The 24081-nt window shown below is 75.5% G+C and carries 18 protein-coding genes; 17 read left to right on the top strand and 1 reads right to left on the bottom strand.

The genetic code is table 11. The features are described 5' to 3' along the window. Positions 1-106 precede the first annotated feature (106 nt). The 17 genes from RVR_RS02405 (at position 107) to RVR_RS02485 (ending at position 22754) form a co-directional block, all read left to right on the top strand. Positions 107-1132, top strand: coding sequence for a LacI family DNA-binding transcriptional regulator (locus RVR_RS02405; protein ID WP_202232197.1), 1026 nt, complete (start codon positions 107-109; stop codon positions 1130-1132). Next, complete coding sequence (locus tag RVR_RS02410) at positions 1129-2094, top strand: carbohydrate ABC transporter permease (protein ID WP_237404522.1); 966 nt, start codon at positions 1129-1131, stop codon at positions 2092-2094. Before RVR_RS02405 ends, RVR_RS02410 begins: the two co-directional genes overlap by 4 nt. Beyond that, positions 2091-3023: a carbohydrate ABC transporter permease gene (locus RVR_RS02415; RefSeq protein WP_202232198.1), complete on the top strand. Its 933-nt coding sequence runs from the start codon at positions 2091-2093 to the stop codon at positions 3021-3023. Before RVR_RS02410 ends, RVR_RS02415 begins: the two co-directional genes overlap by 4 nt. Further along, entirely contained in the window at positions 3023-4348 is a 1326-nt protein-coding gene (locus RVR_RS02420) for an ABC transporter substrate-binding protein (RefSeq protein ID WP_202232199.1), read from the top strand. The genes RVR_RS02415 and RVR_RS02420 overlap by 1 nt, the downstream gene beginning before the upstream one ends. 238 nt (positions 4349-4586) lie before the next feature. Beyond that, on the top strand, positions 4587-5723 hold the full coding sequence (locus tag RVR_RS02425; protein ID WP_202232200.1) for an ADP-ribosylglycohydrolase family protein: 1137 nt from the start codon (positions 4587-4589) through the stop codon (positions 5721-5723). Beyond that, on the top strand, positions 5720-7159 hold the full coding sequence (locus RVR_RS02430; RefSeq protein WP_202232201.1) for an ADP-ribosylglycohydrolase family protein: 1440 nt from the start codon (positions 5720-5722) through the stop codon (positions 7157-7159). The genes RVR_RS02425 and RVR_RS02430 overlap by 4 nt, the downstream gene beginning before the upstream one ends. Then, the gene (locus RVR_RS02435) at positions 7143-8288 is read left to right on the top strand and encodes an ADP-ribosylglycohydrolase family protein (RefSeq protein ID WP_237404523.1); all 1146 of its coding nucleotides are present in this window, start codon (positions 7143-7145) and stop codon (positions 8286-8288) included. Before RVR_RS02430 ends, RVR_RS02435 begins: the two co-directional genes overlap by 17 nt. Before the next feature lie 473 nt (positions 8289-8761). Further along, on the top strand, positions 8762-10270 hold the full coding sequence (locus RVR_RS02440) for an ADP-ribosylglycohydrolase family protein (RefSeq protein ID WP_430393211.1): 1509 nt from the start codon (positions 8762-8764) through the stop codon (positions 10268-10270). Beyond that, complete coding sequence (locus RVR_RS02445; RefSeq protein WP_202232204.1) at positions 10267-11265, top strand: ribokinase; 999 nt, start codon at positions 10267-10269, stop codon at positions 11263-11265. Before RVR_RS02440 ends, RVR_RS02445 begins: the two co-directional genes overlap by 4 nt. Positions 11266-11752: 487 nt before the next feature. Then, positions 11753-12919, top strand: coding sequence for a CaiB/BaiF CoA transferase family protein (locus RVR_RS02450; protein ID WP_202238332.1), 1167 nt, complete (start codon positions 11753-11755; stop codon positions 12917-12919). Positions 12920-13095: 176 nt separating this feature from the next. Continuing rightward, positions 13096-13938 (top strand): HpcH/HpaI aldolase/citrate lyase family protein, encoded by an 843-nt coding sequence (locus tag RVR_RS02455; RefSeq protein WP_202238333.1) that lies wholly within the window; start codon positions 13096-13098, stop codon positions 13936-13938. Between the two features lie 521 nt (positions 13939-14459). Further along, positions 14460-15626 (top strand): L-rhamnose isomerase, encoded by a 1167-nt coding sequence (rhaI, locus tag RVR_RS02460; protein WP_202232205.1) that lies wholly within the window; start codon positions 14460-14462, stop codon positions 15624-15626. A 252-nt stretch (positions 15627-15878) separates the two neighbouring features. Further along, positions 15879-17918 (top strand): bifunctional aldolase/short-chain dehydrogenase, encoded by a 2040-nt coding sequence (locus RVR_RS02465; RefSeq protein ID WP_202232206.1) that lies wholly within the window; start codon positions 15879-15881, stop codon positions 17916-17918. A 280-nt stretch (positions 17919-18198) separates the two neighbouring features. Beyond that, on the top strand, positions 18199-19608 hold the full coding sequence (locus RVR_RS02470) for a rhamnulokinase (protein WP_202238334.1): 1410 nt from the start codon (positions 18199-18201) through the stop codon (positions 19606-19608). A 103-nt stretch (positions 19609-19711) separates the two neighbouring features. Then, positions 19712-20551, top strand: coding sequence for a (Fe-S)-binding protein (locus RVR_RS02475; protein WP_202232207.1), 840 nt, complete (start codon positions 19712-19714; stop codon positions 20549-20551). Further along, positions 20548-22050, top strand: a complete 1503-nt coding sequence (locus tag RVR_RS02480) for a lactate utilization protein B (protein ID WP_202232208.1) — start codon at positions 20548-20550, stop codon at positions 22048-22050. The genes RVR_RS02475 and RVR_RS02480 overlap by 4 nt, the downstream gene beginning before the upstream one ends. Next, positions 22047-22754: a LutC/YkgG family protein gene (locus RVR_RS02485; RefSeq protein ID WP_202232209.1), complete on the top strand. Its 708-nt coding sequence runs from the start codon at positions 22047-22049 to the stop codon at positions 22752-22754. Before RVR_RS02480 ends, RVR_RS02485 begins: the two co-directional genes overlap by 4 nt. A gap of 142 nt (positions 22755-22896) precedes the next feature. Here the strand turns inward: RVR_RS02485 and RVR_RS02490 are convergent, their stop codons facing one another. Further along, positions 22897-23919 carry a LacI family DNA-binding transcriptional regulator gene (locus RVR_RS02490; protein WP_202232210.1) on the bottom strand — a complete coding sequence of 341 codons (1023 nt, stop codon included), beginning with the start codon at positions 23917-23919 and terminating at the stop codon, positions 22897-22899. Positions 23920-24081: the final 162 nt, after the last annotated feature.

Here is a 24081-nt window from a genome sequence, read left to right on the forward strand (position 1 = left end):
GAAACCCACTTCCCCGGAAGCGGCCCACCGGGCGCGAACTGTAAACGTTTACAGTTCAGTTGCCGCCAGGCTCGGCCCGACCGCAGGCCCAGCGAAAGGACCGAGCATGACGACTTCGGCCGGACCGCCGACCGTCGAGACCATCGCCGCGAGGGCGGGGGTCTCGATCGCGTCGGTGTCGAGGGTGCTGAACGGCCACGGCGCCCGCCCCAACACGGTCCGGCGGGTCCAGCAGGCCGCCGCGGAGCTGGGATACGTCCCCAACGGCGTGGCCCGGTCGCTCAAAGGCGGCCGCACCCGGCAGCTCACCTTCGCCATGCCCGACGTCGGCAACCCGGTGTACGTCTCGATGGTCCGCCAGATACAGGCAATTGCGAAGCCCTCGGGCTACCGGCTGCTGCTGCACTCCACCGACGCGGTCGCCGCGGACGAGCTGGACGTGGTGCGCAGCCTGGCCGACCGGACCAGCGACGGCCTGATCCTGGTCCCGATCCGCGTCACCGGCGAGCACCTGAAGGTGCTGTCCGACGCGGCACGGCCGGTGGTCGTCATCGGGTCGCTGCCCGACGGCGCACCGGTGGACAGCGTGCGGGCGGACTCGGTGTCCGGCGCCGTGCTCGCGATGCGGCACCTGCTGGCCGGCGGCCGGCGGCGGATCGCGTTCGTCAACGGCCCCGACGACACCGTCCCGGGCCGCAACCGCAGCCTCGGCTACCGCACCGCGCTGGAGGAGGCCGGGCTCCCCCACGACCCGGCGCTCACCGTGACCACCGAGTTCGGCATAGCCGCCGGCGCCGCCGCCACCCACCGCCTGCTGGACGCCGACCCCGCCATCGACAGCGTCTTCTGCGCCAACGACCAGCTCGCGCTGGGCGCGGTGCACGCCGCGCTCGACCGGGGCCTGCGGATACCCGAGGAGCTGGCGGTGGCCGGCATGGACGACAGCGAACTGGCCCGCGCCGGGCACCCCGCGCTGACCAGCGTGGACCTCGGCTCGGCCGAGCGCGGCCGGCTCGCCGTCGAGATGCTGCTGGCCCGGCTGGACGGCGGGGACCACGGCGTGCGGTGCGAGACCGTCGCGCCCCGCCTGGTCGTCCGCGGTTCCACCGTCGCGCCGGAGCGCGCGTCGTGAGCGCCGGTGCGGTGCTGCGGCCGCGCCGCGGCCCCAGGCGGGGGGCGGGCAGCGCGCCGCCGCGGTCCACCGCCGCGCGGCGCCGGGTGCTCGGCCTGGACCGGGACGCCTGGTTCCTCCTGCTGCCGGCGCTGATCCCGGTGCTGGTGCTGAGCGTGGGCCCGCTGCTGTACGGGATCTCGCTCGCCTTCACCGACGCCCAGTCCGGCGTCACCAGCTCCACGGCGTTCACCGGCGTCGACAACTTCAAGGAGCTGCGGCTCGACTCGCTCTTCTGGCAGTCCTTCCGGATCGGCCTGCTGTGGGCGGTGTGCGTCACCGTGCTGCAGTTCCTGATGTCGCTGGGGCTGGCGCTGCTGCTCAACCAGAACCTGCGGCTGCGCTGGCTGGCCCGCACCCTGGCCCTGGTGCCGTGGGCGATGCCCGAGGTGGTGGTCGGCATCATGTGGCGGCTGGTCTACAACCCCGACGCGGGCATCCTCAACAACACCCTGCACCACCTGCACCTGACCGACGGCACCACGGACTGGCTGTCCAGCCTGTCGCTGGCGCTGCCCGCGGTGGTCGTGGTGGGCGTGTGGGCGGGCATGCCGCAGACCACCGTGGTGCTGCTGGCGGGCCTCCAGAACGTCCCCCTGGAACTGCACGAGGCCGCCAGCCTGGACGGCGCCGGACTGTGGCGCCGGTTCACCACGGTGACCTGGCCGACCCTCCGGCCGGTGGTCCTGTCGATCACCGCGCTGAACTTCATCTGGAACTTCAACTCCTTCGGCCTGGTCTACGTGCTGACCAGCGGCGGGCCCGGCGGCAAGACCGAGCTGCCGATGCTCTTCGCCTACGACGAGGCGTTCCGCTACGGCCAGTTCGGCTACGCCGCCGCCATGGGCCTGGTGATGGTCGCGGTGATCGCCGTGCTGCTGGCCGTGTTCCTGCGCAACCGCCTGAAGGAGGACGAGTCATGAGCGCGACCGACGCGGCCGGCCCGGCCGCCGTACCCGCTCCCCCGGCGCCCCCGCGGGCCCCCGCACCGGACGGCTCGCCGGGCGCGGGGCGGCGCACCGCCCGCCGCAGGGCGGGCCGCGCGGGGCAGTACCTCGCGCTGCTGTGCTACCTGGTCTTCCTGGCCTTCCCGCTGCTGTGGCTGGTCTCGACGGCGTTCAAGTCCCCGCAGGAGCTGGGCTCGGTGCACCCGACGTGGCTGCCCCGGCACCCCACGCTCGACAACTTCCGGACCGCCTTCGACGAGCAGCCGCTGCTGCACTCCGCGCTCAACAGCCTGCTGATCGCCGGGATCTCCGCCGTCGTGTCGGTGGCGGTCGCGGTGCCCGCCGCGTACGCGATGGTGCGGTTCCGCTCGGTCGTCAGCCGGGCCGGCACCGGCTGGATCCTGGTCAGCCAGATGTTCCCTCTGGTGCTCGTCATCATCCCGCTGTTCATGGTCCTGAAGAACCTGCACCTGATCGACTCCCGGCTCGGCCTCGGCCTGGTCTACGTGGTGTGGACGCTGCCGTTCGCGCTGTGGATGCTCCAGGGCTACGTCCGGGCGGTGCCGGTCTCGCTGGAGGAGGCCGCCGCGATCGACGGGTGCAGCCGGGCCCGGGCGCTGCGCAGCGTGGTGCTGCCGCTGCTCACCCCCGGCCTGGTGGCCACGCTGATGTTCTCCTTCGTCACCGCGTGGAACGAGTTCTTCTTCGGCCTGGTCCTGCTCAAGTCCCCGGAGAAGCAGACGATGTCCGTGATCCTGACCCACTTCCTGGGCGCCGAGGGCGCCGCGGACCTCGGTCCGCTCGCCGCCGCGTCGGTGCTCGCCACACTGCCCAGCCTGCTGTTCTTCGCGCTGCTGCAAAAGCGCCTGGTCGGCGGCATGATGACCGGGGCGGTGAAGGGCTGATGCGCCGACGCACCCTCCTGACCGGCGCCGCCGCGGCCGCCGCGGCGGCCGGATCCGGCTCGCTGCTGTCGGCCTGCGGGTCCTCCGCCGGCGGCGGCGCGCCCCGGCTGGACTTCCTGTCGCTGGCCTGGCAGACGGAGTCCGTCAAGGCCAACAAGGACCTGGTCGCGCAGTGGAACGCGCGGCACCCCGAGGTGCAGGTCCGCTACGTGCAGGGGAGCTGGGACGACGTCCACGACCAGTTGCTGACGTCCTTCGAGGGCGGCGCGGCCCCCGACATCATCCATGACGAGGGCGTCGACCTGACCGACTTCGGCTCCGGCGGCTACCTCGCCGACCTCACCGGGCTGCTGCCGGCGGCCCTGAAGAGCCGCATCCCGCAGAGCACCTGGGACACCGCGCGGTTCGACGGCGCGCTGTACGGGGTGCCGTTCCTCCAGGAGCCGAAGGTCCTCCTGGCCAACCGCACGCTGCTGGCCGGGGCCGGCGTCCGGCTGCCGGACGCCGCGCACCCGTGGACCTGGCAGGAGTTCGAGGACATCTGCCGGGAGCTGTCCCACCACGGCGGCGGCTCCGCCGACCGCTACGGCACGGCCTGGCCGATGAGCTCGCCGGTCAGCCTGACGCTGAACCTGGCGCTGACCGACGGGGGCCGCATCCTCTACAAGGACGCGGGCGGCGACCGTACCGAGGTGCGCTTCGGCAGCGCCGACTCGGCGTTCGCCGAGCTGGTCCGCCGGCAGGTGGGGACCGACCGCTCCGCGCCCTCCAGCGCGCTGGCGCTCGGCGGCGGCGACCTGCTGCCCGGGTTCTTCGCCGGGCGCTACGCGATGCTGCCGCTGGGCTTCTCCTACCGGCAGCAGGTCCAGCAGCAGGCTCCCGCGCACTTCGACTGGGTCACCCTGCCGCTGCCGGTCGGCCAGGGCGCGCCCGACGGCGGGCGGGCCCAGGGCGTCAGCCCGCAGACCCTCTCGGTGGCGAAGTCCTGCAAGCACCAGGAGGCGGCGGTGGAGTTCATCGACTTCATGACCCAGACCCCGCACCTGGTACGGCTCGCCCAGGGCGACTGGATGCCGCCCACGGGCACCGCCGCGCTGCGCGACCCCTCGCTGACCACGACGAAGCTCGGGTGGGACACCGGGATGGCGGTGTCGAAGTACCTCACCGCGTCGCCCGCGCTGAGCATGCGCGGCTACCCGGAGTGGTCCGACAAGATCGCCACGCCGGCGCTCCAGCAGTACTACAGCGGCGCGATATCGCTGGACTCGCTGCGCGGCAAGCTCGTCCGCGACGGCAACCGCGTCTTCGAGCGGTACCGGGGGTGAGCGGGGTGCGGCGCGCCCGTCGGGACGGGCGCGCCGCACCGCCCGGCACCCTCCTCCCCTCCGTCCCCGCCGAAGGAGCCCGCACCGTGTTCCGCGCCCCGCACCCCACCCGTCGCCCCCGCACCGACTCCCGTCCCCGCGCCGCCCGCCCGCCGCCGCGCCGGGGCACCCCGGCACCCCGGCACCCGCAGCGCACGGCCACGCACCACACGCAGGACTCACCAGGAAACGGCACGGCATGAGCACAACTCCCGCCTCCACCGGCGGCTTCGACCCCTCCGGTCCCCCGACCGCGGGCCCGTCCGGCACGGCGACCGCACCGCCGTCCGGCGACACCCGCCACCCCCGTCCCGTACCGGGCAGCCCCCGTGACCACGCGCGCGGCGCGCTCACCGGGCTGGCCGTCGGCGACGCCCTCGGGGCGCCGGCCGAGAACATGAAGCCGTCCCAGATCCGGCGGCGCTGGGGCCGGATCGAGGACTTCGTCAGCGAGGACCCGGCCGGTACCGACGACACCGAGTACGCCATCCTGTCCGGCCTGCTGCTCGCCCGGTACGGCGCCGCGCTCACCACCGGCGACGTCGAGGCGGCCTGGCACGTGTGGATCGCCGACCGCGACGAGGGGCCGTTCCGCGGTGCCGGGTTCAGCGAGCGCGGCACCCTGGAGAACCTGCGCCGCGGCCTGGCCTCGCCGATCACCGCGCAGCACCGCCACGCGTGGAGCGACGGCCTGGCGATGCGCGCGGCACCGTACGGCGTCTTCGCGGCGGGGCGGCCGGCCGAGGCCGCGCGGCTGGTCGCGATCGACGGCACGGTCAGCCACGAGGGCGAGGGGATCTACGGCGGCCAGGCGGTCGCGGCCGGGGTGGCCGCGGCGATGGCCGGCGGCGACTGCTCCGCGGTGATCACCGCCGCGCTGTCGGTGGTGCCCGAGGACTCCTGGACCGCGCGCTCGCTGCGGCGGGCGGTGACCGTGGCCCGGCGGGTACGGCTCGACCCGGCGCTCGGCGTGCTCGACCGCGAGCGCGCGCTGCGCTCGGCCGTGGTGATCGGCGGCTACCCCTGGACCGACCTCGCGCCCGAGGCGGTCGGCCTGGCGTTCGGCGCGTTCGCGCTGGCCGACGGCGAGTTCACCCGCTCGGTGCTCACCGCCGTCAACATGGGCCGCGACGCCGACACCACCGCGGCGGTCGCCGGAGCGCTCGCCGGCACCCTCGGCGGGTACGGGGCGATCCCCGCGCGGTGGTCGGCCGCGATCAAGCCGGTGACCGGGAGCTGCCTGCCGGCCATGGCCGGCTACCACGTCCGCGACATCGCCGACCTGCTCGCCCCCGGCGAGCCGCTGCCCGGCCCGGCACAGCGGATCGCGTCATGAGCGCCGCGACGAGGGCCGGCGGACGAAGCCGTCCCGTCGGCGACGGGCACGACGCGGAGGACGGCGGCCAGGCGCGGGACCGGGTGGCGCGGGAGCGGGTCGAGGGCCTGCTGCTCGGGCTCGCCGCCGGCGACGCCGCGGGGTGGCCGGCAGCGCGCCACCGCGCCGCGCGGATGCCGGAGTGGACGCGCCGGCTGACCCGCGAGCTGGACACGTTCGCGGAGCAGAACGCGACCACCACCCTGCCGGTGCCGATCGCCCTCAACCAGCCGCCGGAGCCGCTGCGGCTGGGGCCCTCGGACGACGCGGAGTGGGCGGCGTTCACCGCCGAGTCGGTGCTGTCCGCGCGCGGCGCGCTCCTCAGCGACCTCAGCCGCGACCGCCGGGTGCGGGCCGCGGTGGACCTGGCCTGGATGTCGCTGGCCGCCGAGATCTCCACGGCCGCCGCCCGCGCCGCGGAGGTGGAGTCCGCGGTGATCCCGCTGCGCGCCCGCATCTCGGTGCGCGCCGGGCTCGGCAACCTCGCCACCGGGCTGCGGCCGCCCGCCACCGGACACGACAACCCGCACTTCTTCGACGACGCGGCGTGCGGACGCGCCTGCGTGCTCGCCGTGGTGCACCCCGGCGACCCGGCCGCGGCCGCCGACCTGGCGGAGTACGACGCGCGCTACACGCAGGACGGCGACGGCGTGCACGGCGCCCGGGCGATGGCAGCCGCGGTCGCGCTGGCGCTGGCCGGCGCGTCCGCCGAGGACTGCGTGCGGGCCGCGCTGGCCGAGCTGCCGGACGGCTCGGAGATCTCCCGCAACGCCGAGCACGCGGTCGCGCTCGCCCGGGCCGCGCGCGCCGCCGAACCCGACGGCCACGCGCGGGCGTTCGGCCTGGTCCCGCTGCTGGAACACCAGATCGTGGACCACGTCTACAGCTACGGCATCGCCGCCGCGGAGACGGTGCCGGTCGCGCTGGCCCTGGTGCTGGCCGCCGACGGCGCGGTGGCCGAGGCGGTGCCGGCCACCGCCTGCCTGTCGCGGGTGGCGGACTCCGCGCCCGCGCTGGCCGGCGCGCTGGCCGGCGCGCTCGGCGGCGCCGCCGGGCTGCCCGTCTCGTGGCGGGACGCGTGCCGGACCCTGCCGGGTTGCGCGCTGCCGCGGCTGGCGGGCACCGACCTGGTGGACCTGGCCGGGCGGCTGGCCGGCGTCGAACCGGAGACGGGCCCCTACGGGGTGGAGCGGACCGCACCGAACCCGTCGTCGTACGGCGACCCGCAGGCCGCGTTCGGCGCGCCTGCGACCGTACCGGCGCCGGCGTCCGGGTCCGTCCCGGCCCCCGCCGCACCCGCACCCGCACCCGCACCCGCACCCGCACCGAACGCCGAGCCCCACGCCCCTGTCACGGATGTCACGGAAGGACCCGGAAGCAATGAAACTCACGCTTGAGGACCGCATCACCGGCTGCCTGGTCGGCGCCGCTGTCGGCGACGCCCTCGGCGGCCCGGTCGAGGGCTGGACGCCCGAGCAGATCACGGAGCGGCACGGCGGCCGGGTCCGGGGCATCGTCGGCCCCTTCTACGAGCAGTGGCGCACCGCGCGACCCATCGCGCCGTACCACAAGGGCGACGGGCACGTCACCGACGACACCCTCATGACGCACGCCCTGGTGCGGGTCTACGCCGAGGTCCGCGACCACCTCGACGCGTACAGCGTGGCCGACCACCTCGTGCCCGACCTGATCGGCACGCCGCGGTGGATTCCCGAGATGGAGGCGGAGGCGCTGCCGCTCCAGCGGATCTTCCTCGCCGAGAAGTGGATCGTGGCCCGGCTGCACTACGGCCACGTGGACCCGCGCGAGGCGGGTGTCGGCAACATCGTCAACTGCGGCGCCGCGATGTACATGGCGCCGGTGGGCGCGGTCAACGCCGGGAACCCCGCGGCCGCGTACACCGAGGCGCTGGAGGTGGCCGCGCCCCACCAGTCGTCGTACGGGCGGGAGGCCGCCGGCGTGTTCGCCGCAGCCGTCGCCGCGGCGTTCACGCCGGGGGCCACGGCCGCGTCCGTGGTCGAGGCCGCGCTCGGCCTCGCGAAGGACGGCACCCGGGCCGCGATAGAGGCGGTGTGCGAGCGGGCCGCCGGCCTCGACGACTGGGAGGCGGCGCTGGTGCCGCTGCGCGAGGCGGTCGCGCCCTTCGACACGGTCGGGCCGCGCTACCGCGAACCCTCGCTCGGCGCCCGCCGGCCCTCCCGGCTGCACGCCATCGAGGAGCTGCCGGTGGCGCTCGGCATGCTGCTGGTCGCGGGCGGCGGGTACGAGCGGGCCGTGCTCGGCTCGGTCAACTACGGCCGCGACTGCGACTCCATCGCCACGATGAGCGGCGCCATCGCCGGCGCGCTCGGCGGCACCGGTGCGGTCCCCGCCGGGTGGAGCGACGAGGTGGCCCGCGCCAGCCGACTCGACCTGCACACGCCCGCGGCGGAGCTGGCCGCGGTCACCCGCGAGGTCTTCGACCTCGACACCGCCCGCCGCCGCGCCCACGAAGCGGCCTTCACGGCGCTGGCGGAGGTCCGATGAGGCCCGCCTCCCCGGACCCGGCCGGTCCGGCCGCCCACCCGCACCCGTACGACGCCCCCGAGGCACCGGCCCGCCCCGCCGCCGGACTGCGGCCGGAAGCCGCGGGGCCGTACGAGGGCACCCCCGCGGACGGCAGGGGTCCCGCGCGCGAGGACGGGCGCGTCCCGGCCGAGCGGGACGTCCCGGGCACGAGCCCGGCTCCCCCCGCCGGACCGCAGCCGGCCGGAGCGACCGCGTACGGCGCCGCGCCGGCAGAGGCAGGCCACCCCGCCGACCGTGAGGCAGCGGCCGCACCGAGCGGCGGACCGGCCCCGCGGCACCGCCTCCCCGCGCACCCCGCCGCTCCCGGCCTCGCGGATCCCGGCCTCGCGGACCGCCTCGACCCGGCCGCCGAACGGACCGGCTCCGAGCGGACGGGCTCCGAACGGACCGGCGCCGCGCCGACGGGCGCCGCGTCCGCCGCCGGAGATCCCCTGCGGGTGACCTGGGTTCAGGTGGAGGACCTGGTCGGGCACGAACTGCGGCAGGCCGGTGAGGACGGGCGGGACGCGGCCGACGTGCGCGCGCGCTGGCTGGCCGCCGGCGGGCACCTCGCGCCGGAGTGGGCCGGGGCGTCGCCCGACCCCGCGGCCCCCGGGCTGCGCGCCCTCGCGGAGCAGTTGCTCGACGAACTGGCGTCGCTGCCGTCGCCGTTGGCGGAACGGGAGCCGACCGGGACCGCCGGCCTCCGCGCGGCCGTACCCGCCCCGCCCCGGGCGGCGCCGGTCGAGCGCCCGGACGCGCTGGCCGAGCGGCTGGAGGCGGCCTGGCTGGGCCGGGCGGTGGGCTGCGTGCTGGGCAAGCCCGTGGAGAAGCTGCCGCTCGACGGCATCCGGGCGATCGCGGTGTCCACCGGGAACTGGCCGCTGCGCGGCTACTTCACCGAGGTGGGCCTGGACCCGCGGGTCGCCGCCCGCTTCCCGTGGAACCGCCGCAGCCGCCCCACCTCGCTGGCCGAGAACATCGACGGGATGCCCGAGGACGACGACCTCAACTACCCGCTGCTCGGGCTGATGCTGCTGGAGGCGCACGGCCACGGCTTCGGCACGCGGGACGTGGCGCGGCTGTGGCTGGACGAGCTGCCCGCGGGCCGCACCTTCACCGCCGAGCGGATCGCGTACCGCAACCTGCTGGCGGGACTGGAGCCGCCGCGCACCGCCGAGTGGCGCAACCCGTTCCGGGAGTGGATCGGTGCGCTGATCCGGGCGGACGTCTTCGGCTGGACCCGCCCCGGCGACCCGGCCGCCGCGGCGGACGAGGCGCGGCGCGACGCCGTGCTGACCCACACCGCCAACGGCGTGTACGGGGCGATGTTCGCCGCCGCCGCGGTGGCCCGCGCGGCCGGTGGCGGCACCGACGTGCACGCCTGCCTGGCCGCGGGCCTGGACGTGGTGCCGCCCGCCTCCCGGCTGGCCGCCGCGGTCCGGCTCGGCATCGGCCTGGCCCGCGCCGAGCCGTCCGGCACCGCCGAGGGCTTCGCCACCGTCGTGGACGAGCTGCACCGGCGCTTCCGGGGCCACCACTGGGTGCACGTCCTGCCCAACGTGGCGCTGCTCGCCGCCGCCCTCACCCATGCCGACGGCGACTTCGCCGGCTCCGTCTGCCGCGTCGTGTCGGGCGGTTGGGACACCGACTCGAACGGCGCGACGGCCGGGTCGGTCACGGGTCTGCTCGCGGGGTCGCCCGCCGCGCTGCCCGGCGAGTGGACCCGCCCGCTGAGGAACCGGCTGGCCAGCACGGTCGGCGGGTTCGACGGCATCGGCTTCGACGCGCTCGCCCGCCGTACCGCCGCGCTCGCCGTCCTGCCGACCGGTACGACCGGTACGACCGGGGCGGCCAGTACGACTGATGCGGCCGGTGCGGCCGGTCCGCATCCGCGGGGGCACGACGCTCCCGCGCACCGCGCCCCCGTCCGGGGCCCGTCCGAGGAGGACGCCCGATGAGCACCGATCCGACCGCTCCGGCGCAGGGCTCCGGCCGCCGCGGCGAGCCACCGCCCGGCAGGGCCCGCATCGTGGTGCTGGGCAGCGCCAACATGGACCTGGCGGCCTACACGCGGGTGGCGCCGGCGCGCGGCGAGACCGTCACCGGGGAGGCGTTCCGCACCGTGGCCGGCGGGAAGGGCGCCAACCAGGCGATCGCGGCCGCGCGGGCGGGCGGCGCGGTGCGGTTCGTCGGCGCGGTGGGCGACGACGACTTCGGGCCGCGGCTGCGCGCCGCGCTCGACGGCGCCGGGGTGGACACCGGCCCGCTGCGCACGGTGCCCGGGCCGAGCGGCATCGCCCACATCGTGGTGGACGGCGAGGGCCACAACGCGATCGTGGTGGTGCCGGGCGCGAACGGCACGGTGACCGGTCTCGCCGACGGCGACGAGGAGGTCATCGCCTCGGCCGGCGCGCTGCTGCTCCAGCTCGAACTTCCGCTGGCCGGCGTCGTCGCGGGCGCCCGGGCCGCCCGCCGGCACGGCGTCAGGACCGTGCTCACGCCCGCGCCGGCCCAGCCGCTGCCGGACGAACTCCTCGCGGCGACCGACCTGTTGGTGCCCAACGAGCACGAGGCCGCCGCGCTCAGCGGCTGCTCCGACCCGCGCGCCGCGGCCCGCGCGCTGCTCGACGCGGTGCCCGAGGTGGTGGTGACGCTGGGCGCGGCGGGCTGCCTGTACGCCACGCGCGGCCGCGAGCCGCTCGCGGTGCCGGCCCTGCCGGCGAAGGCGGTGGACACCACCGCGGCGGGCGACACCTTCGTGGGCGCGCTCGCGGTCGCGCTCGGCGAGGGGCGGCCGGTGCGGGACGCGCTGGCGTGGGCGACGGCCGCCTCGGCGCTGTCGGTGGAGCGCGAGGGCGCGTCGTCCTCGATGCCGTCGCGCGCGCGGATCGACGAGCGGGCGGCGCCCGGCGCCCACGCCGCCGGACGACCGGGGATGCCACCGCCCCGATGAACGGCGGCAGCCGGCCGGACCGCCGCGGAGGGGCCGTACGGCCGGCTGCCCGCGCACCGCTGACGGCCCGGCCCGCCGACCGACACACCGCGCCCTCCCGGCCCCGGCCCCGGCCCTGACCACCGACCACCGACCACCGACCACCGACCACCGACCGAAACCGATGACCGTACGAACCGACGAGCAAGGAACGGCGTCCCGGTGAACCCGCCGGCCGCCGCGGCACGTTGACGAAGCCGAGGTAGCTCCCATGCAGCACCCCCATACCGGCGAGACCCGCCCCGACGCACAGTTCCCCCACCGCCCCGCGCCCGCCCGGGACGGGGCCCCGGCCACCACCGCTACCGGGACCGCCGCCCCGGCCACCACCGGGACCGCCGCCGGCTCCACGGCCGAACCGGCCACCGGCGCGGCCGTTCCGCCGCCGCGGCCCGAGCCGTCGGGCGCGGCGCCCGGTCGCCCGCCGACCGGTGGCCCGTTGGAGGGCATGCGGGTCCTGGACCTGGCCACCCTCTTCGCCGGGCCCGGCGCGGCGACCTTCCTCGGCGACTTCGGCGCCGACGTGGTCAAGGTGGAGCACCCGCGCAAGCCGGACCCGTCGCGCGGCCACGGCCCGAGCAAGGACGGCGTGGGCCTGTGGTGGAAGCACCTCGGCCGCAACAAGCGCACCATGACGCTCGACCTGTCCACCCCCGGCGGCCGGGACGTCCTGCTCCGGCTCGTGGCGTCCGCCGACGTCGTCATCGAGAACTTCCGGCCGGGCACGCTGGAGCGCTGGGGCCTGGGCTGGGAGGAGCTGTCGGCGGCGAACCCCCGGCTGGTGCTGGCCCGGGTGACCGCGTTCGGGCAGTTCGGGCCGTACTCCGGGCGGCCCGGCTTCGGCACCCTCGCCGAGGCGATGAGCGGGTTCGCGTCGGCGACCGGGGAGCCCGAGGGCCCGCCCACGCTCCCGCCGTTCGGCCTCGCCGACTCCGTGGCCGCGCTGGCCACCGCGTACGCCGTGATGGCCGCCCTCGCCGGCCGGGACCGCACCGGCACCGGCCAGGTGGTGGACATGGCCATCATCGAGCCGATGCTCGCGGTGCTCGGCCCGCAGCTCGTCTGGTACGACCAGCTCGGCTACGTCCAGCCCCGGATGGGCAACCGCTCCACCAACAACGCGCCGCGCAACACCTACCGGACCGCCGACGGAGCGTGGCTCGCGGTGTCCTCCTCCGCGCAGTCGATCGCGGAGCGGGTGATGCGGCTGGTCGGGCGGCCGGAGCTGGTCGACGAGCCGTGGTTCGCCACCGGCACCGGCCGCGCCGCGCACGCCGACGAGATCGACGCCGCGGTCGGCGGCTGGATAGCCGGCCACGACCGCGCCGAGGTGGTCGCGGCCTTCGAGGAGGCGCAGGCCGCGGTCGCGCCGATCTACGACGTGCGGGACGTGATGGCCGATCCGCAGTACGGCGCGCTCGGCACCGTCGCGTCGGTGGAGGACGCGGAGTTGGGGCCGATGCGGATGCAGAACGTGCTGTTCCGCCTGTCCGGCACCCCCGGCGCGATCCGCTGGACCGGCCGCCCGCACGGTGCCGACACCGACGCGGTGCTGACCGAACTCGGCCTGGACGGGCCGAGGATCGCCGCGCTGCGGGCGGAGGGCGCGCTGTGAGCGCCGGAACCCGCGCGGCGCGCTCCCCCGAGGACTCCACCGAACACAACGCCGAGGGCACCGCCGAACACCTCGCCGGGCCCTCCGCCGCCCACGGCCCCGCCGACGGCCCGACCGCGGCGCAGGACGCGCGCGCCGGTTCCGGGGAGGCCCGCCCCGAGGCCGGCGACGTCTTCCTGACCTGGCTCTACGTCCCGGGGGACCGGCCCGACGTGGTGGCGAAGGCACTGCGTTCGGGCGCGGACGTCGTCCTGGTCGACCTGGAGGACGCGGTGGCCCCCGCCCGCAAGGAGTACGCGCGGGCCGCCACCGCCGAGTTGCTCGCCGGCCCGGTGCCGGGACCGGCGCGCGTGCACGTGCGCGTCAACGCCCTGGACGGCCCCTTCCTCACCGCGGACCTCGCGGCCCTCGCCGGGCTGCCGGGGCTCGGCGGGCTGCGGCTGCCGAAGGTGACCGGGCCCGGCGACGTGGCGTCGGTGCTGGAGCGGTACGCCGACCTGGCCGGGACGGACGCCGCCGTACCGGGCCTGTACCCGCTGCTGGAGTCGGCGCTCGGCCTGGAGAACGCCTTCGCCATCGCCACCGCCTCCCCCGCGGTGCGCGGTATCGCACTGGGCGAGGCCGACCTGCGCGCCGACCTCGGCGTGGCCGGGGAGGACGCGCTCGGCTGGCCACGGGTCCGGACCGTGGTGGCCGCCCGAGCGGCGGGGTTGGCCCCGCCCGCCCAGTCCGTCTACCCCGACGTCCGCGACCTGGAGGGCCTGGACGCGTCCTGCCGCCGCGGCCGCGACCTCGGCTTCGTCGGCCGCACCGCCATCCATCCCCGCCAGCTCCCGGTCATCGCCCGCGCCTACCTCCCCACCCCCGAGCAGGTGGAGGCCGCCCGCGAGACGGTGGACGCGGCCGCCGCCTCTCCCGGTGCCCTGGCCCTCCCCGACGGCCGGTTCGTCGATCCCGCGGTGGTGGCCGGCGCCCGCCGCGTCCTCGCCCTCGCCGCCCGCGCGCAGGCCCGCCCCTGAGCGCCGACGCCGGCTGACCGCCGACCGCACCCCGGCGCCACCCCGGCGCCACGCCGGCGTGCCGACATACTGAGATACCGACATACCGCCACGGCGCGCACCGGCACCCGGCGGCACGCACCGGCACCCGGCGGCGCAGGCCGGTACCGGCCGCTACGGGGCCGGACACGGGCCGCCGACTCCGGAACCTCCGGACGTCGGCGGCCCGTTGCCGTGGTCCGGGGCCCCGCGTCCTCGGCGGCCCCGCGTCCTCAACGGGCGCCCCGACCCGGCCGGTACGCGTGCAGGCGGGACCGGTCCTCCCGGCGCGGCGGGCTCCGGCCGCACCGGGCGTGAAATGATTCATCACACCGGCTCCCGGCAGGGGCCGCCGTGTGGCGCGCGGAACGGGCGCGCGGCGGCGCGGAGGCGTCATACCACCTGCCGTGGACAGGCCGTCGTATGCCTTGACAGTGCTCCGGGACGGTCCTATCTTCATGGCGTGAATCGATTCATTTCCCACATCCGGCGGAGGGTCTCCCATGCCTGAGCTGTCAGCGGTGAAGGCGGCGCTGAGGGCGCAGGTGATCGAGACCCCGTCCTGGGGCTACGGCAACTCCGGCACCCGGTTCAAGGTCTTCGCCGAACCGGGCGTGCCCCGCGACCCGTTCGAGAAGCTGGACGACGCCGCGCAGGTGCACGCCGCCACCGGGGCGGCCCCCGTGGTCTCCCTGCACATCCCGTGGGACGCGGTCGGCGACTACGAAGCGCTGGCCCGGCACGCGAAGGAGCGCGGGCTGCGGCTCGGCGCGGTGAACGCGAACGTCTTCCAGGACGACGCGTACCGGCTCGGCTCCGTGGCCCATCCCGACCCGAAGGTGCGCCGCCAGGCGGTCGACCACCTGCTGGCCTGCGTCGACATCATGGACGCGACCGGCTCGCGCGACCTGAAGCTGTGGTTCGCCGACGGCACCAACTACCCCGGGCAGGACGACATCACCGGCCGCCAGGACCGCCTGGCCGAGGCCCTCGCCGAGGTGTACGCCCGCCTCGGCGACCAGCAGCGGATCCTGCTGGAGTACAAGCTCTTCGAGCCGTCCTTCTACACCACCGACCTGCCGGACTGGGGGACGTCCTACGCGCACTGCCTCGCGCTGGGCGAGCGCGCGCAGGTCGTGGTGGACACCGGCCACCACGCGCCGGGCACCAACATCGAGTTCATCGTCGCGTTCCTGCTGCGCCAGGGGAAGCTGGGCGGCTTCGACTTCAACTCCCGGTTCTACGCCGACGACGACCTGATGGCGGGCGCCGCCGACCCGTTCCAGCTCTTCCGCATCCTGCACGAGGTGGCCAAGAACGGCGGCTTCGCGGCGGAGACGGGCGTGGCGTTCCTGCTCGACCAGTGCCACAACATCGAGGGCAAGATCCCCGCGGTCATCCGCTCGGTGATGAACGTCCAGGAGGCCACCGCCAAGGCACTGCTGGTCGACCTCGACGCGCTGCGTGCCGCGCAGTCGGCGGGCGACGTGCTGGGCGCCAACGCGGTGCTGATGGACGCCTACAACACGGACGTGCGGCCGCTGCTGGCCGAGGTGCGCGAGGAGCAGGGGCTCGACCCCGACCCGCTGGCGGCCTACCGTGCTTCCGGTCACCAGGAGCGGATCGTCGCGGAGCGCGTGGGCGGCACCCAGGCCGGCTGGGGCGCGTAACCCGGCACGCGGGCAGGCGCGACCCACCGCGCCCGCCCGACCGCCCGATCCGACCGCCCGGCGTACCCGACCTACGCGCCCGACAGACCGGCGTACCCGACCGACCCGCCCGCCCGACCGGCCCGGACCGCCGAGCCCGGTCCCGACCCCGCCAGGCCCGTACCCGTCGTCCGCATCCGCCCGCCGCGCCGTCCGCCCCGTCCCCGTCCGACCCGCACGCCACCCGCCGCACACCGAAGGAAGACGACCGTCATGACCCTGCCTCCCGAGGCCGCCGCGCTGCTCGCGCGTTCCCACCGACTGGGCGCCGACCCCCGCAACACCAACTACGCGGGCGGCAACACCTCCGCGAAGGGCACCTCCCCCGACCCGGTGACCGGTACCGACACCGAGCTGATGTGGGTCAAGGGCTCGGGGGGCGACCTCGGCACGCTGCGCGAGCCCGGTCTCGCGGTGCTGCGGCTGGACCGCCTGCGCGCGCTCACCGAGGTCTACCCGGGTGTGGAGCGCGAGGACGAGATGGTCGCCGCGTTCGACTACTGCCTGCACGGCAAGGGCGGCGCGGCCCCCTCCATCGACACCGCGATGCACGGCCTGGTGGACGCCGCGCACGTGGACCACCTGCACCCCGACTCCGGTATCGCGCTGGCCTGCGCGGCCGACGGCGAGGCCCTCACGAAGGAGTGCTTCGGCGACACCGTGGTGTGGGTGCCCTGGCGCCGGCCCGGCTTCCAACTCGGCCTGGACATCGCCGCGGTGAAGGAGGCCAACCCGAAGGCGATCGGCTGCGTGCTCGGCGGCCACGGCATCACCGCGTGGGGCGCGACGAGCGAGGAGTGCGAGCGCAACTCGCTGCACATCATCCGCACCGCCGAGACCTTCCTCGAACAGCGCGGCAGGGCCGAGCCGTTCGGCCCCGTGCTCGACGGGTACGACCCGCTGCCGGCCGAGGGGCGCCGGGCCCGCGCGGCCGCGCTCGCGCCGCTGCTGCGCGGCCTGGCGTCCGCCGACCGCCCGCAGGTCGGCCACTTCACCGACACCCCCGAGGTGCTGGACTTCCTCGCGCGCGCCGAGCACCCGCGGCTGGCCGCCCTGGGCACCTCCTGCCCGGACCACTTCCTGCGCACCAAGGTCCGCCCGATGGTCCTGGACCTGCCGCCGTCCGCTTCCCTGGACGACGCCAAGGCCCGCCTGAGGGAACTGCACGCGCAGTACCGCGCGGAGTACGCCGCCTACTACGAGCGGCACGCCGCGCCCGACTCCCCCGCCATGCGCGGCGCCGACCCGGCGATCGTGCTGGTACCGGGCGTCGGCATGTTCAGCTACGGCAAGGACAAGCAGACCGCGCGCGTGGCGGGCGAGTTCTACGTCAACGCGATCAACGTGATGCGCGGCGCCGAGGCGGTCTCGACCTACCAGCCGATCGAGGAGTCGGAGAAGTTCCGCATCGAGTACTGGGAGCTGGAGGAGGCCAAGCTGCGCCGGATGCCGGCACCGAAGCCGCTGGCCACCCGGATCGCGCTGGTCACCGGCGCCGGCTCGGGCATCGGCAAGGCCATCGCGCACCGGCTGGCGGCCGAGGGCGCCTGCGTGGTCGTCGCCGACCTCGACGCGGCGGGCGCGGCCGCCGTGGCGGAGGAGTTGGGCGGTCCGGACAAGGCCGTCGCGGTGACGGTGGACGTGACGTCCGAGGAGCAGATCGCGGACTCCTTCGCACAGGCGCTGCTCGCCTTCGGCGGGGTGGACCTGGTGGTCAACAACGCGGGCATCTCCATCTCCAAACCGCTGCTGGAGACCACCGCGAAGGACTGGGACCTCCAGCACGACATCATGGCCCGCGGCTCGTTCCTGGTCTCCCGCGAGGCCGCCCGCGTGATGACCGAGCAGGGCCTGGGCGGCGACATCGTCTACATCGCGTCGAAGAACGCGGTCTTCGCCGGCCCCAACAACATCGCCTACTCGGCGACCAAGGCCGACCAGGCCCACCAGGTGCGGCTGCTGGCCGCCGAGTTGGGTGAGCACGGCATCCGCGTCAACGGCGTCAACCCCGACGGCGTGGTCCGCGGCTCCGGCATCTTCGCCGGCGGCTGGGGCGCCCAGCGCGCCGCGGTCTACGGCGTCGAGGAGTCCGAACTCGGCAAGTTCTACGCCCAACGCACCCTGCTGAAGCGGGAGGTGCTGCCCGAGCACGTGGCGAACGCGGTGTTCGCGCTGACCGGCGGCGACCTCACGCACACCACGGGCCTGCACGTCCCCGTGGACGCGGGCGTCGCGGCGGCGTTCCTGCGCTGAGCCGCGCCGGCTCCGGCCGCGCACCGGGCCACCGTGCCGGTGCGCGGCCGGGCCGCTCCCGCCCGTCCCCGACATCCACCCGCACCCGCTCCGTCCCGCGACGCCCGCCCGCACCCGCCCCGTCCCGCGACGCCCGCCCGCACCCGCCCGCACCCGCCCGACGTACGGCGCCACGCCGCACCGAGCCGCACCCGAGGTAACCGCCGTGCCCCGCAGCCCTTCCTCCGCCTTCCCGTCCGCCTTCGCCGCCGCCGACCTCGGAGCCACCAGCGGCCGCGTCATGGTCGGCCGGGTCGGCCCGGCGAACCTCGACCTGAGCGAGGCGCACCGCTTCCCCAACCGCCCGGTCCAGGCGGGCGGCAGCCTGCACTGGGACGTACTGAGCCTGTACCAGGGGGTGGTGGACGGGTTGCGGGAGGCGGCGCGCTCCGGCGGCGTCACCTCCGTCGGGGTCGACTCCTGGGCGGTGGACTACGGGCTGCTGGACGCCGACGGCCGGCTCCTGGGCAACCCCTACCACTACCGCGACGACCGCACGCAGGAGGCCGTGCCCCGGGTGTGGGAGGCGGTGCCGGCCGAGGAGCTGTACCGGACCACCGGACTGCAGCACCTGCCGTTCAACACCGTCTTCCAGCTCGGCGCGGCCCGCGGCAGCGCCCAACTGGCCGCCGCCCGGACGCTGTTGCTTGTGCCGGACCTGATGGTGCACTGGCTGACCGGCACGGTGGGGGCCGAGTTGACCAACGCCTCCACCACCGCCCTGCTGGACGCGGCGACCGGCACCTGGTCCGGCGAGCTGCTCGGGCGGCTCGGCATCGACCCCGGGCTGTTCCCGGCGATCCGCCGACCCGGCGACGTGGCGGGCCCGTTGCTGCCGGAGGTGGCCCGCGCGACGGGCCTGGCCGAGGGCACCCCGGTGGTGACCGTCGCGTCCCACGACACCGCCTCCGCGGTGGCCGCCGTGCCCGCCGACCGGCCCGGGTTCGGCTACGTCTCCTGCGGCACCTGGTCGCTGGCCGGCCTCGAACTGGACCGGCCGGTCGTCACGGACGCGTCGCGGGCCGCGAACTTCACCAACGAACGCGGCATCGACGGCACGTTCCGGTTCCTGCGCAACATCATGGGTCTGTGGCTGCTGACGGAGACGCTGCGCACCTGGGCCGGCGAGGGGCTGCCGAGCGACCTCGCTCCCCTGCTGGCCCGCGCCGCCGAGGCGCCGCCGTTCGCGGCGCTGGTCGACCCCGACGCGCCGGAGTTCCTGGCCCCCGGCGACATGCCGGCGCGGATCACCGCGTACTGCCGGCGCACCGGCCAGCGGCCGCCGGCCGACCAAGGCGCCATGGTGCGCTGCATCCTGGAGAGCCTGGCCCTGGCGCACCGAGTGGCGCTGCGGACCGCGGCCGAGCTGTCCGGGCGCGACCTCGACGTGGTGCACCTGGTCGGCGGCGGCAGCCGCAACGACCTGCTGTGCCAGCTCACCGCCGACGCCACCGGGCTGCCGGTGGTGGCCGGGCCGACCGAGGCGACCGCGCTCGGCAACATCCTGGTGCAGGCCCGCGCCCACGGCCTGGTCGCCGACCACGCCGCCATGCGCCGCCTGGTGGCCGACACCCAGCACCTGCGGCACTACCGGCCGAGCGGCGATCCACACGCCTGGACGGCCGCGGCCGCCCGGGTCGGCCTGGGCTGACCGCCTTCCCCGGCCCTCCCCGGCCCTCCCGGCCGGACGCCGCGGAACCGCGGCCGCCCGGCCCCGCCGTACCGCACCGCACCGCACACCCCTAAGGAGCCGCATGCGGGTCGCTCTCTTCGTCACCTGCGTCAACGACGCGCTGTACCCGGACACCGGTTGGGCCACCGTCAGACTGCTGGAGCGGCTGGGGGTCGAGGTGGACTTCCCCGAGGCCCAGACGTGTTGCGGCCAGCCCCAGTTCAACACCGGCTACCGGCGGGAGACCGAGCCCCTGGTCCGCCGGATGGCCCGCGCCTTCGACGGCTACGACTACGTGGTCACGCCGTCGGGCTCCTGCGCGGCGATGGTGCGCGACAACTACCCGCGGATCGGCGACAAGGCGCTGGCCGAGGGACGCGGCTCCGAACTCGCCGACGCCGCCGCCTCGTTGCGGGGCCGGATGCTGGAGCTGACGGAGTTCCTGGTGGACGTGCTCCAGGTGACGGACGTGGGCGCGTACTTCCCGCACACCGTCACCTACCACCCCTCCTGCCACGGACTGCGCATGCTCGGCCTCGGCGAACGCCCCCGCAGGCTCCTCCAGGCCGTCAGGGGCCTGGAACTACGGGAGTTGGAGGGCGCCGAGGAGTGCTGCGGCTTCGGCGGCACCTTCGCCGTCAAGAACCCCGACGTCTCCGTCGCCATGGGCCGGGACAAGGTCCGCCACGCCCTCGACACCGGCGCCCGCGTGCTGTGCGCCGCGGACAACTCCTGCCTCACGCACCTCGACGGCATCCTGCGCCGCGAGGCCGCACCCCTGCACAGCCTCCACATCGCCGAGATCCTCGCCTCCACCGAGGAGGAGCCGTTCACACCGCGGCCGGCGCGCGGCGGCGGCACGTCCGCCGGGCCGTCCTCCGCGCGACCCACCACTTCCACTGCGGCAAGGAGCCGGTCATGAGCCGTACCGACCTGGGGATGCCGACGTTCCCGCAGGCCGCCAGGGTGTCGACGAAGGACGCCGGGCTGCGCGCCAACCTCACCCACGCCACCCACACCATCCGCGCCAAACGCGCCGCCGCCGTCGCCGAACTCCCCGACTGGCCCCGACTCCGCGCGGCCGGCGCCGCCGTCAAGGACCACACCCTCCGCCACCTCGACCACTACCTCCTCCAACTCGAACAAGCCGTCACCCAGGCCGGCGGCACCGTCCACTGGGCCACCACCGCCGAAGAGGCCAACCGCATCACCGCCGACATCATCAAGGCCACCGGCGAAACCGAGGTCGTCAAGGTCAAGTCCATGGCCACCCAGGAAACCGGCCTCAACGAAGCCCTCGCCCACCACGGCATCACCGCCTACGAGACCGACCTCGCCGAACTCATCGTCCAACTCGGCGACGACAAACCCAGCCACATCCTCGTCCCCGCCATCCACAAGAACCGCACCGAGATCCGCGACATCTTCACCCGCACCATGGCCGCCTGGGGCCGCCCCGCCCCCGACGACCTCCACGACACCCCCGCCGAACTCGCCGAAGCCGCCCGCCTCCACCTCCGCGAGAAGTTCCTCCGCGCCAAGGTCGCCGTCTCCGGCGCCAACTTCATGATCGCCGAAACCGGCACCCTCGTCGTCGTCGAATCCGAGGGCAACGGCCGCATGTGCCTCACCCTCCCCGACACCCTCATCTCCATCGTCGGCATCGAGAAGACCATCCCCACCTTCCGCGACCTCGACATCCTCCTCCAGACCCTCCCCCGCTCCTCCACCGCCGAACGCATGAACCCCTACACCACCATGTGGACCGGCACCACACCCCACGACGGCCCCAGGAACTTCCACCTCGTCCTCCTCGACAACGGCCGCACCGACACCCTCGCCGACACCACCGGCCGCCAGGCCCTGCGCTGCATCCGCTGCTCCGCCTGCCTCAACGTCTGCCCCGTCTACGAACGCGCCGGCGGCCACGCCTACGGCTCCGCCTACCCCGGCCCCATCGGCGCCATCCTCACCCCCCAACTCCGCGGCACCAGCACCCCCCTCGACGCCTCCCTCCCCTACGCCTCCACCCTCTGCGGCGCCTGCTACGACGTCTGCCCCGTCGCCATCGACATCCCCGAGATCCTCGTCCACCTCCGCGAACGCGTCGCCGACCAGAAGGACGGGCACCGTGCGGAGCGGACCGCGATGAAGGCCGCGACCTGGCTGCTGGACCACCCCGCGGCGCTGTCCGCCACCGAACGCGCCGCCTCCGCCACCCGCCGGCTGCACCCGAACCGGCTGCCCGTGCCCGGGCCCGGCAAGGCGTGGAGCGACGCCCGCGACCTGCCCGACGTCGCGGCGGAGTCCTTCCGCGCCGGCTGGAAGAAGGCCCGCGGCGCCCGTACGGGTACGGGTACGGGTACGGGTACGGGTACGAACGAGCCGAAGCACGACAAGGACAAGGACACCCCGCGATGACGCAGCCGGCCCCCTCCACCAGCCCGGGGACGCCCACCAGCCCGGAAACCCCCTCCAGCCGGGACATCATCCTCGCCCGTATCCGGGCGGCGCTGTCCGACGTCCCCCGCACCCCCGGACCCCCCGACACCAGCGGCATCCCCCGCGACTACCTCCAGGCCCACGTCCCCGACGACGACCCCACCGCCCTCACCGACCTCCTCGCCGCCCACCTCACCGACTACCGCGCCCACGTCCACCGCACCACCACCGGCCGGCTCCCCCAGGTTCTCGCCGAGCTCCTCGCCACCCGCCGCACCCGCACCACCGTCATCCCGCCCGAACTCCCCCGGGAATGGCTGGCCCGCACCACCGGCATCACCCACACCACCGACCACCCCCACCTCACCGCCACCCAACTCGACGGCATCGACACCGTGATCACCGGCTGCGCCCTCGCCATCGCCGAAACCGGCACCCTCGTCCTCGACGCGGGCCCGGACCAAGGACGACGCATCCTCACCCTCGTCCCCGACCACCATGTCTGCGTGGTCCGCGCCCCTCAGCAGATCGTCGCCTCCGTGCCCCGGGCCCTCCCCCACCTCGACCCCACCCGCCCCCTCACCTGGATCTCCGGACCCTCCGCCACCAGCGACATCGAACTCAGCCGCGTCGAAGGCGTCCACGGCCCCCGCACCCTCGACGTCATCCTCGTATCGGCGTGAGCCCTCACGCACCGGCGTGACCGCTCGTGCGCCGGCGTGGACACCCGCGCCCCCGGACCCGGCTCCGCGTACCCGGAGCCTGGGCCCGACCGTCCGGAACGGCGATCGGGCCGACGGTGGGGACGGCGGTCGGGACGGCGCGTCAGCGCACCGGGAGGCTGGACCCGCGGACGACCAACTCGGGCAGCAGGACGGCGCGTTGGTGCTGGTGCTGGGCGGCGCGGGGGCCGGTCTCCTCCAGCAGGAGTTCCGCGGCCATCCGGCCCATCTCGGCGGCCGGCTGCCGTACGGAGGTCAGGGGGACCACGGCGGCCGCGGCGAACTCGATGTCGTCGTAGCCGACGATCGCCAGGTCGCGCGGGACCGCGATACCGGCGGCGTAGACGACCTGGAGGACGCCGAGGGCGAGCAGGTCGTTCGCGCAGAACACCGCGGTGGGGCGCTGGGCGAGGCCGAGCAGGCGGGAGGCGGCGTCGCGGCCGGCGGCGACGTCCAGCCGCTGGGCGGGGATCTCCAGCAGCGACTCCGGGCCGAGCCCGGCCTCGGCGAGGGCCTGGAGCATGCCGGCGCGCCGGTCCTTGACCTGTTGGAGGTGCGGGGGCCCGCTGATGTACGCGATCGTCCGGTGCCCCGCGGACACCAGGTGGCGGCCGGCGAGGGCGCCCCCGATCGTGTCGTCCACCGACACCGAGCAGCCGTCGTCGGCCTCGCCGGCACCCCGGTCCACCAGCACGAACGGCACGTTCTGCTGCCGCAGCAGGTCGAGGCTCGCGCCGGTCGGGTCGGCGGGGGTGAGCAGCACCCCGCGCACCCGCTGCTCGGCGAAGAGCGAGACGTACGTCGCCTCCTCGGTGGCGCTCTGGCCGCTGTTGCAGAGCATCACGCCGAGCCCGGCCTCGCGCGCCGCGGACTCCGCGCCGCGCGCGACGTCCACGAAGAACGGGTTGCCCATGTCGAGGACGAGCAGCGCCATGATCCGGCTCTGGCCGGCCCGCAGTTGGCGGGCGGACTCGCTGCGGACGTAGCCGAGTTGCTTGATGACGCTCTGCACGCGGTCCCTGGTCTCCTCGGAGACCAGGTCGGGGCGGTTGATCACGTTGGACACCGTGCCCACCGACACGCCGGCCTGCCGCGCCACGTCCTTGATCCCGACCATTCGCACCATGTTCTCCTCAAAGGGGCTCTGCGCGCACCGCCGGACCGCAATGTACTGAACGGGCCGGAGGTTTCCCCATTGAAACAGTTCACTCGGGCCGTCGCGGCAGCGGGCGGCCGCATCCGGGTCCGGCGCCGGCAGCCGGTCCACGGGGGGCTGACGGGTCCGCGG

This window comes from Streptomyces sp. SN-593 (assembly GCF_016756395.1).
Classification (GTDB): Bacteria; Actinomycetota; Actinomycetes; order Streptomycetales; family Streptomycetaceae; genus Actinacidiphila; species Actinacidiphila reveromycinica.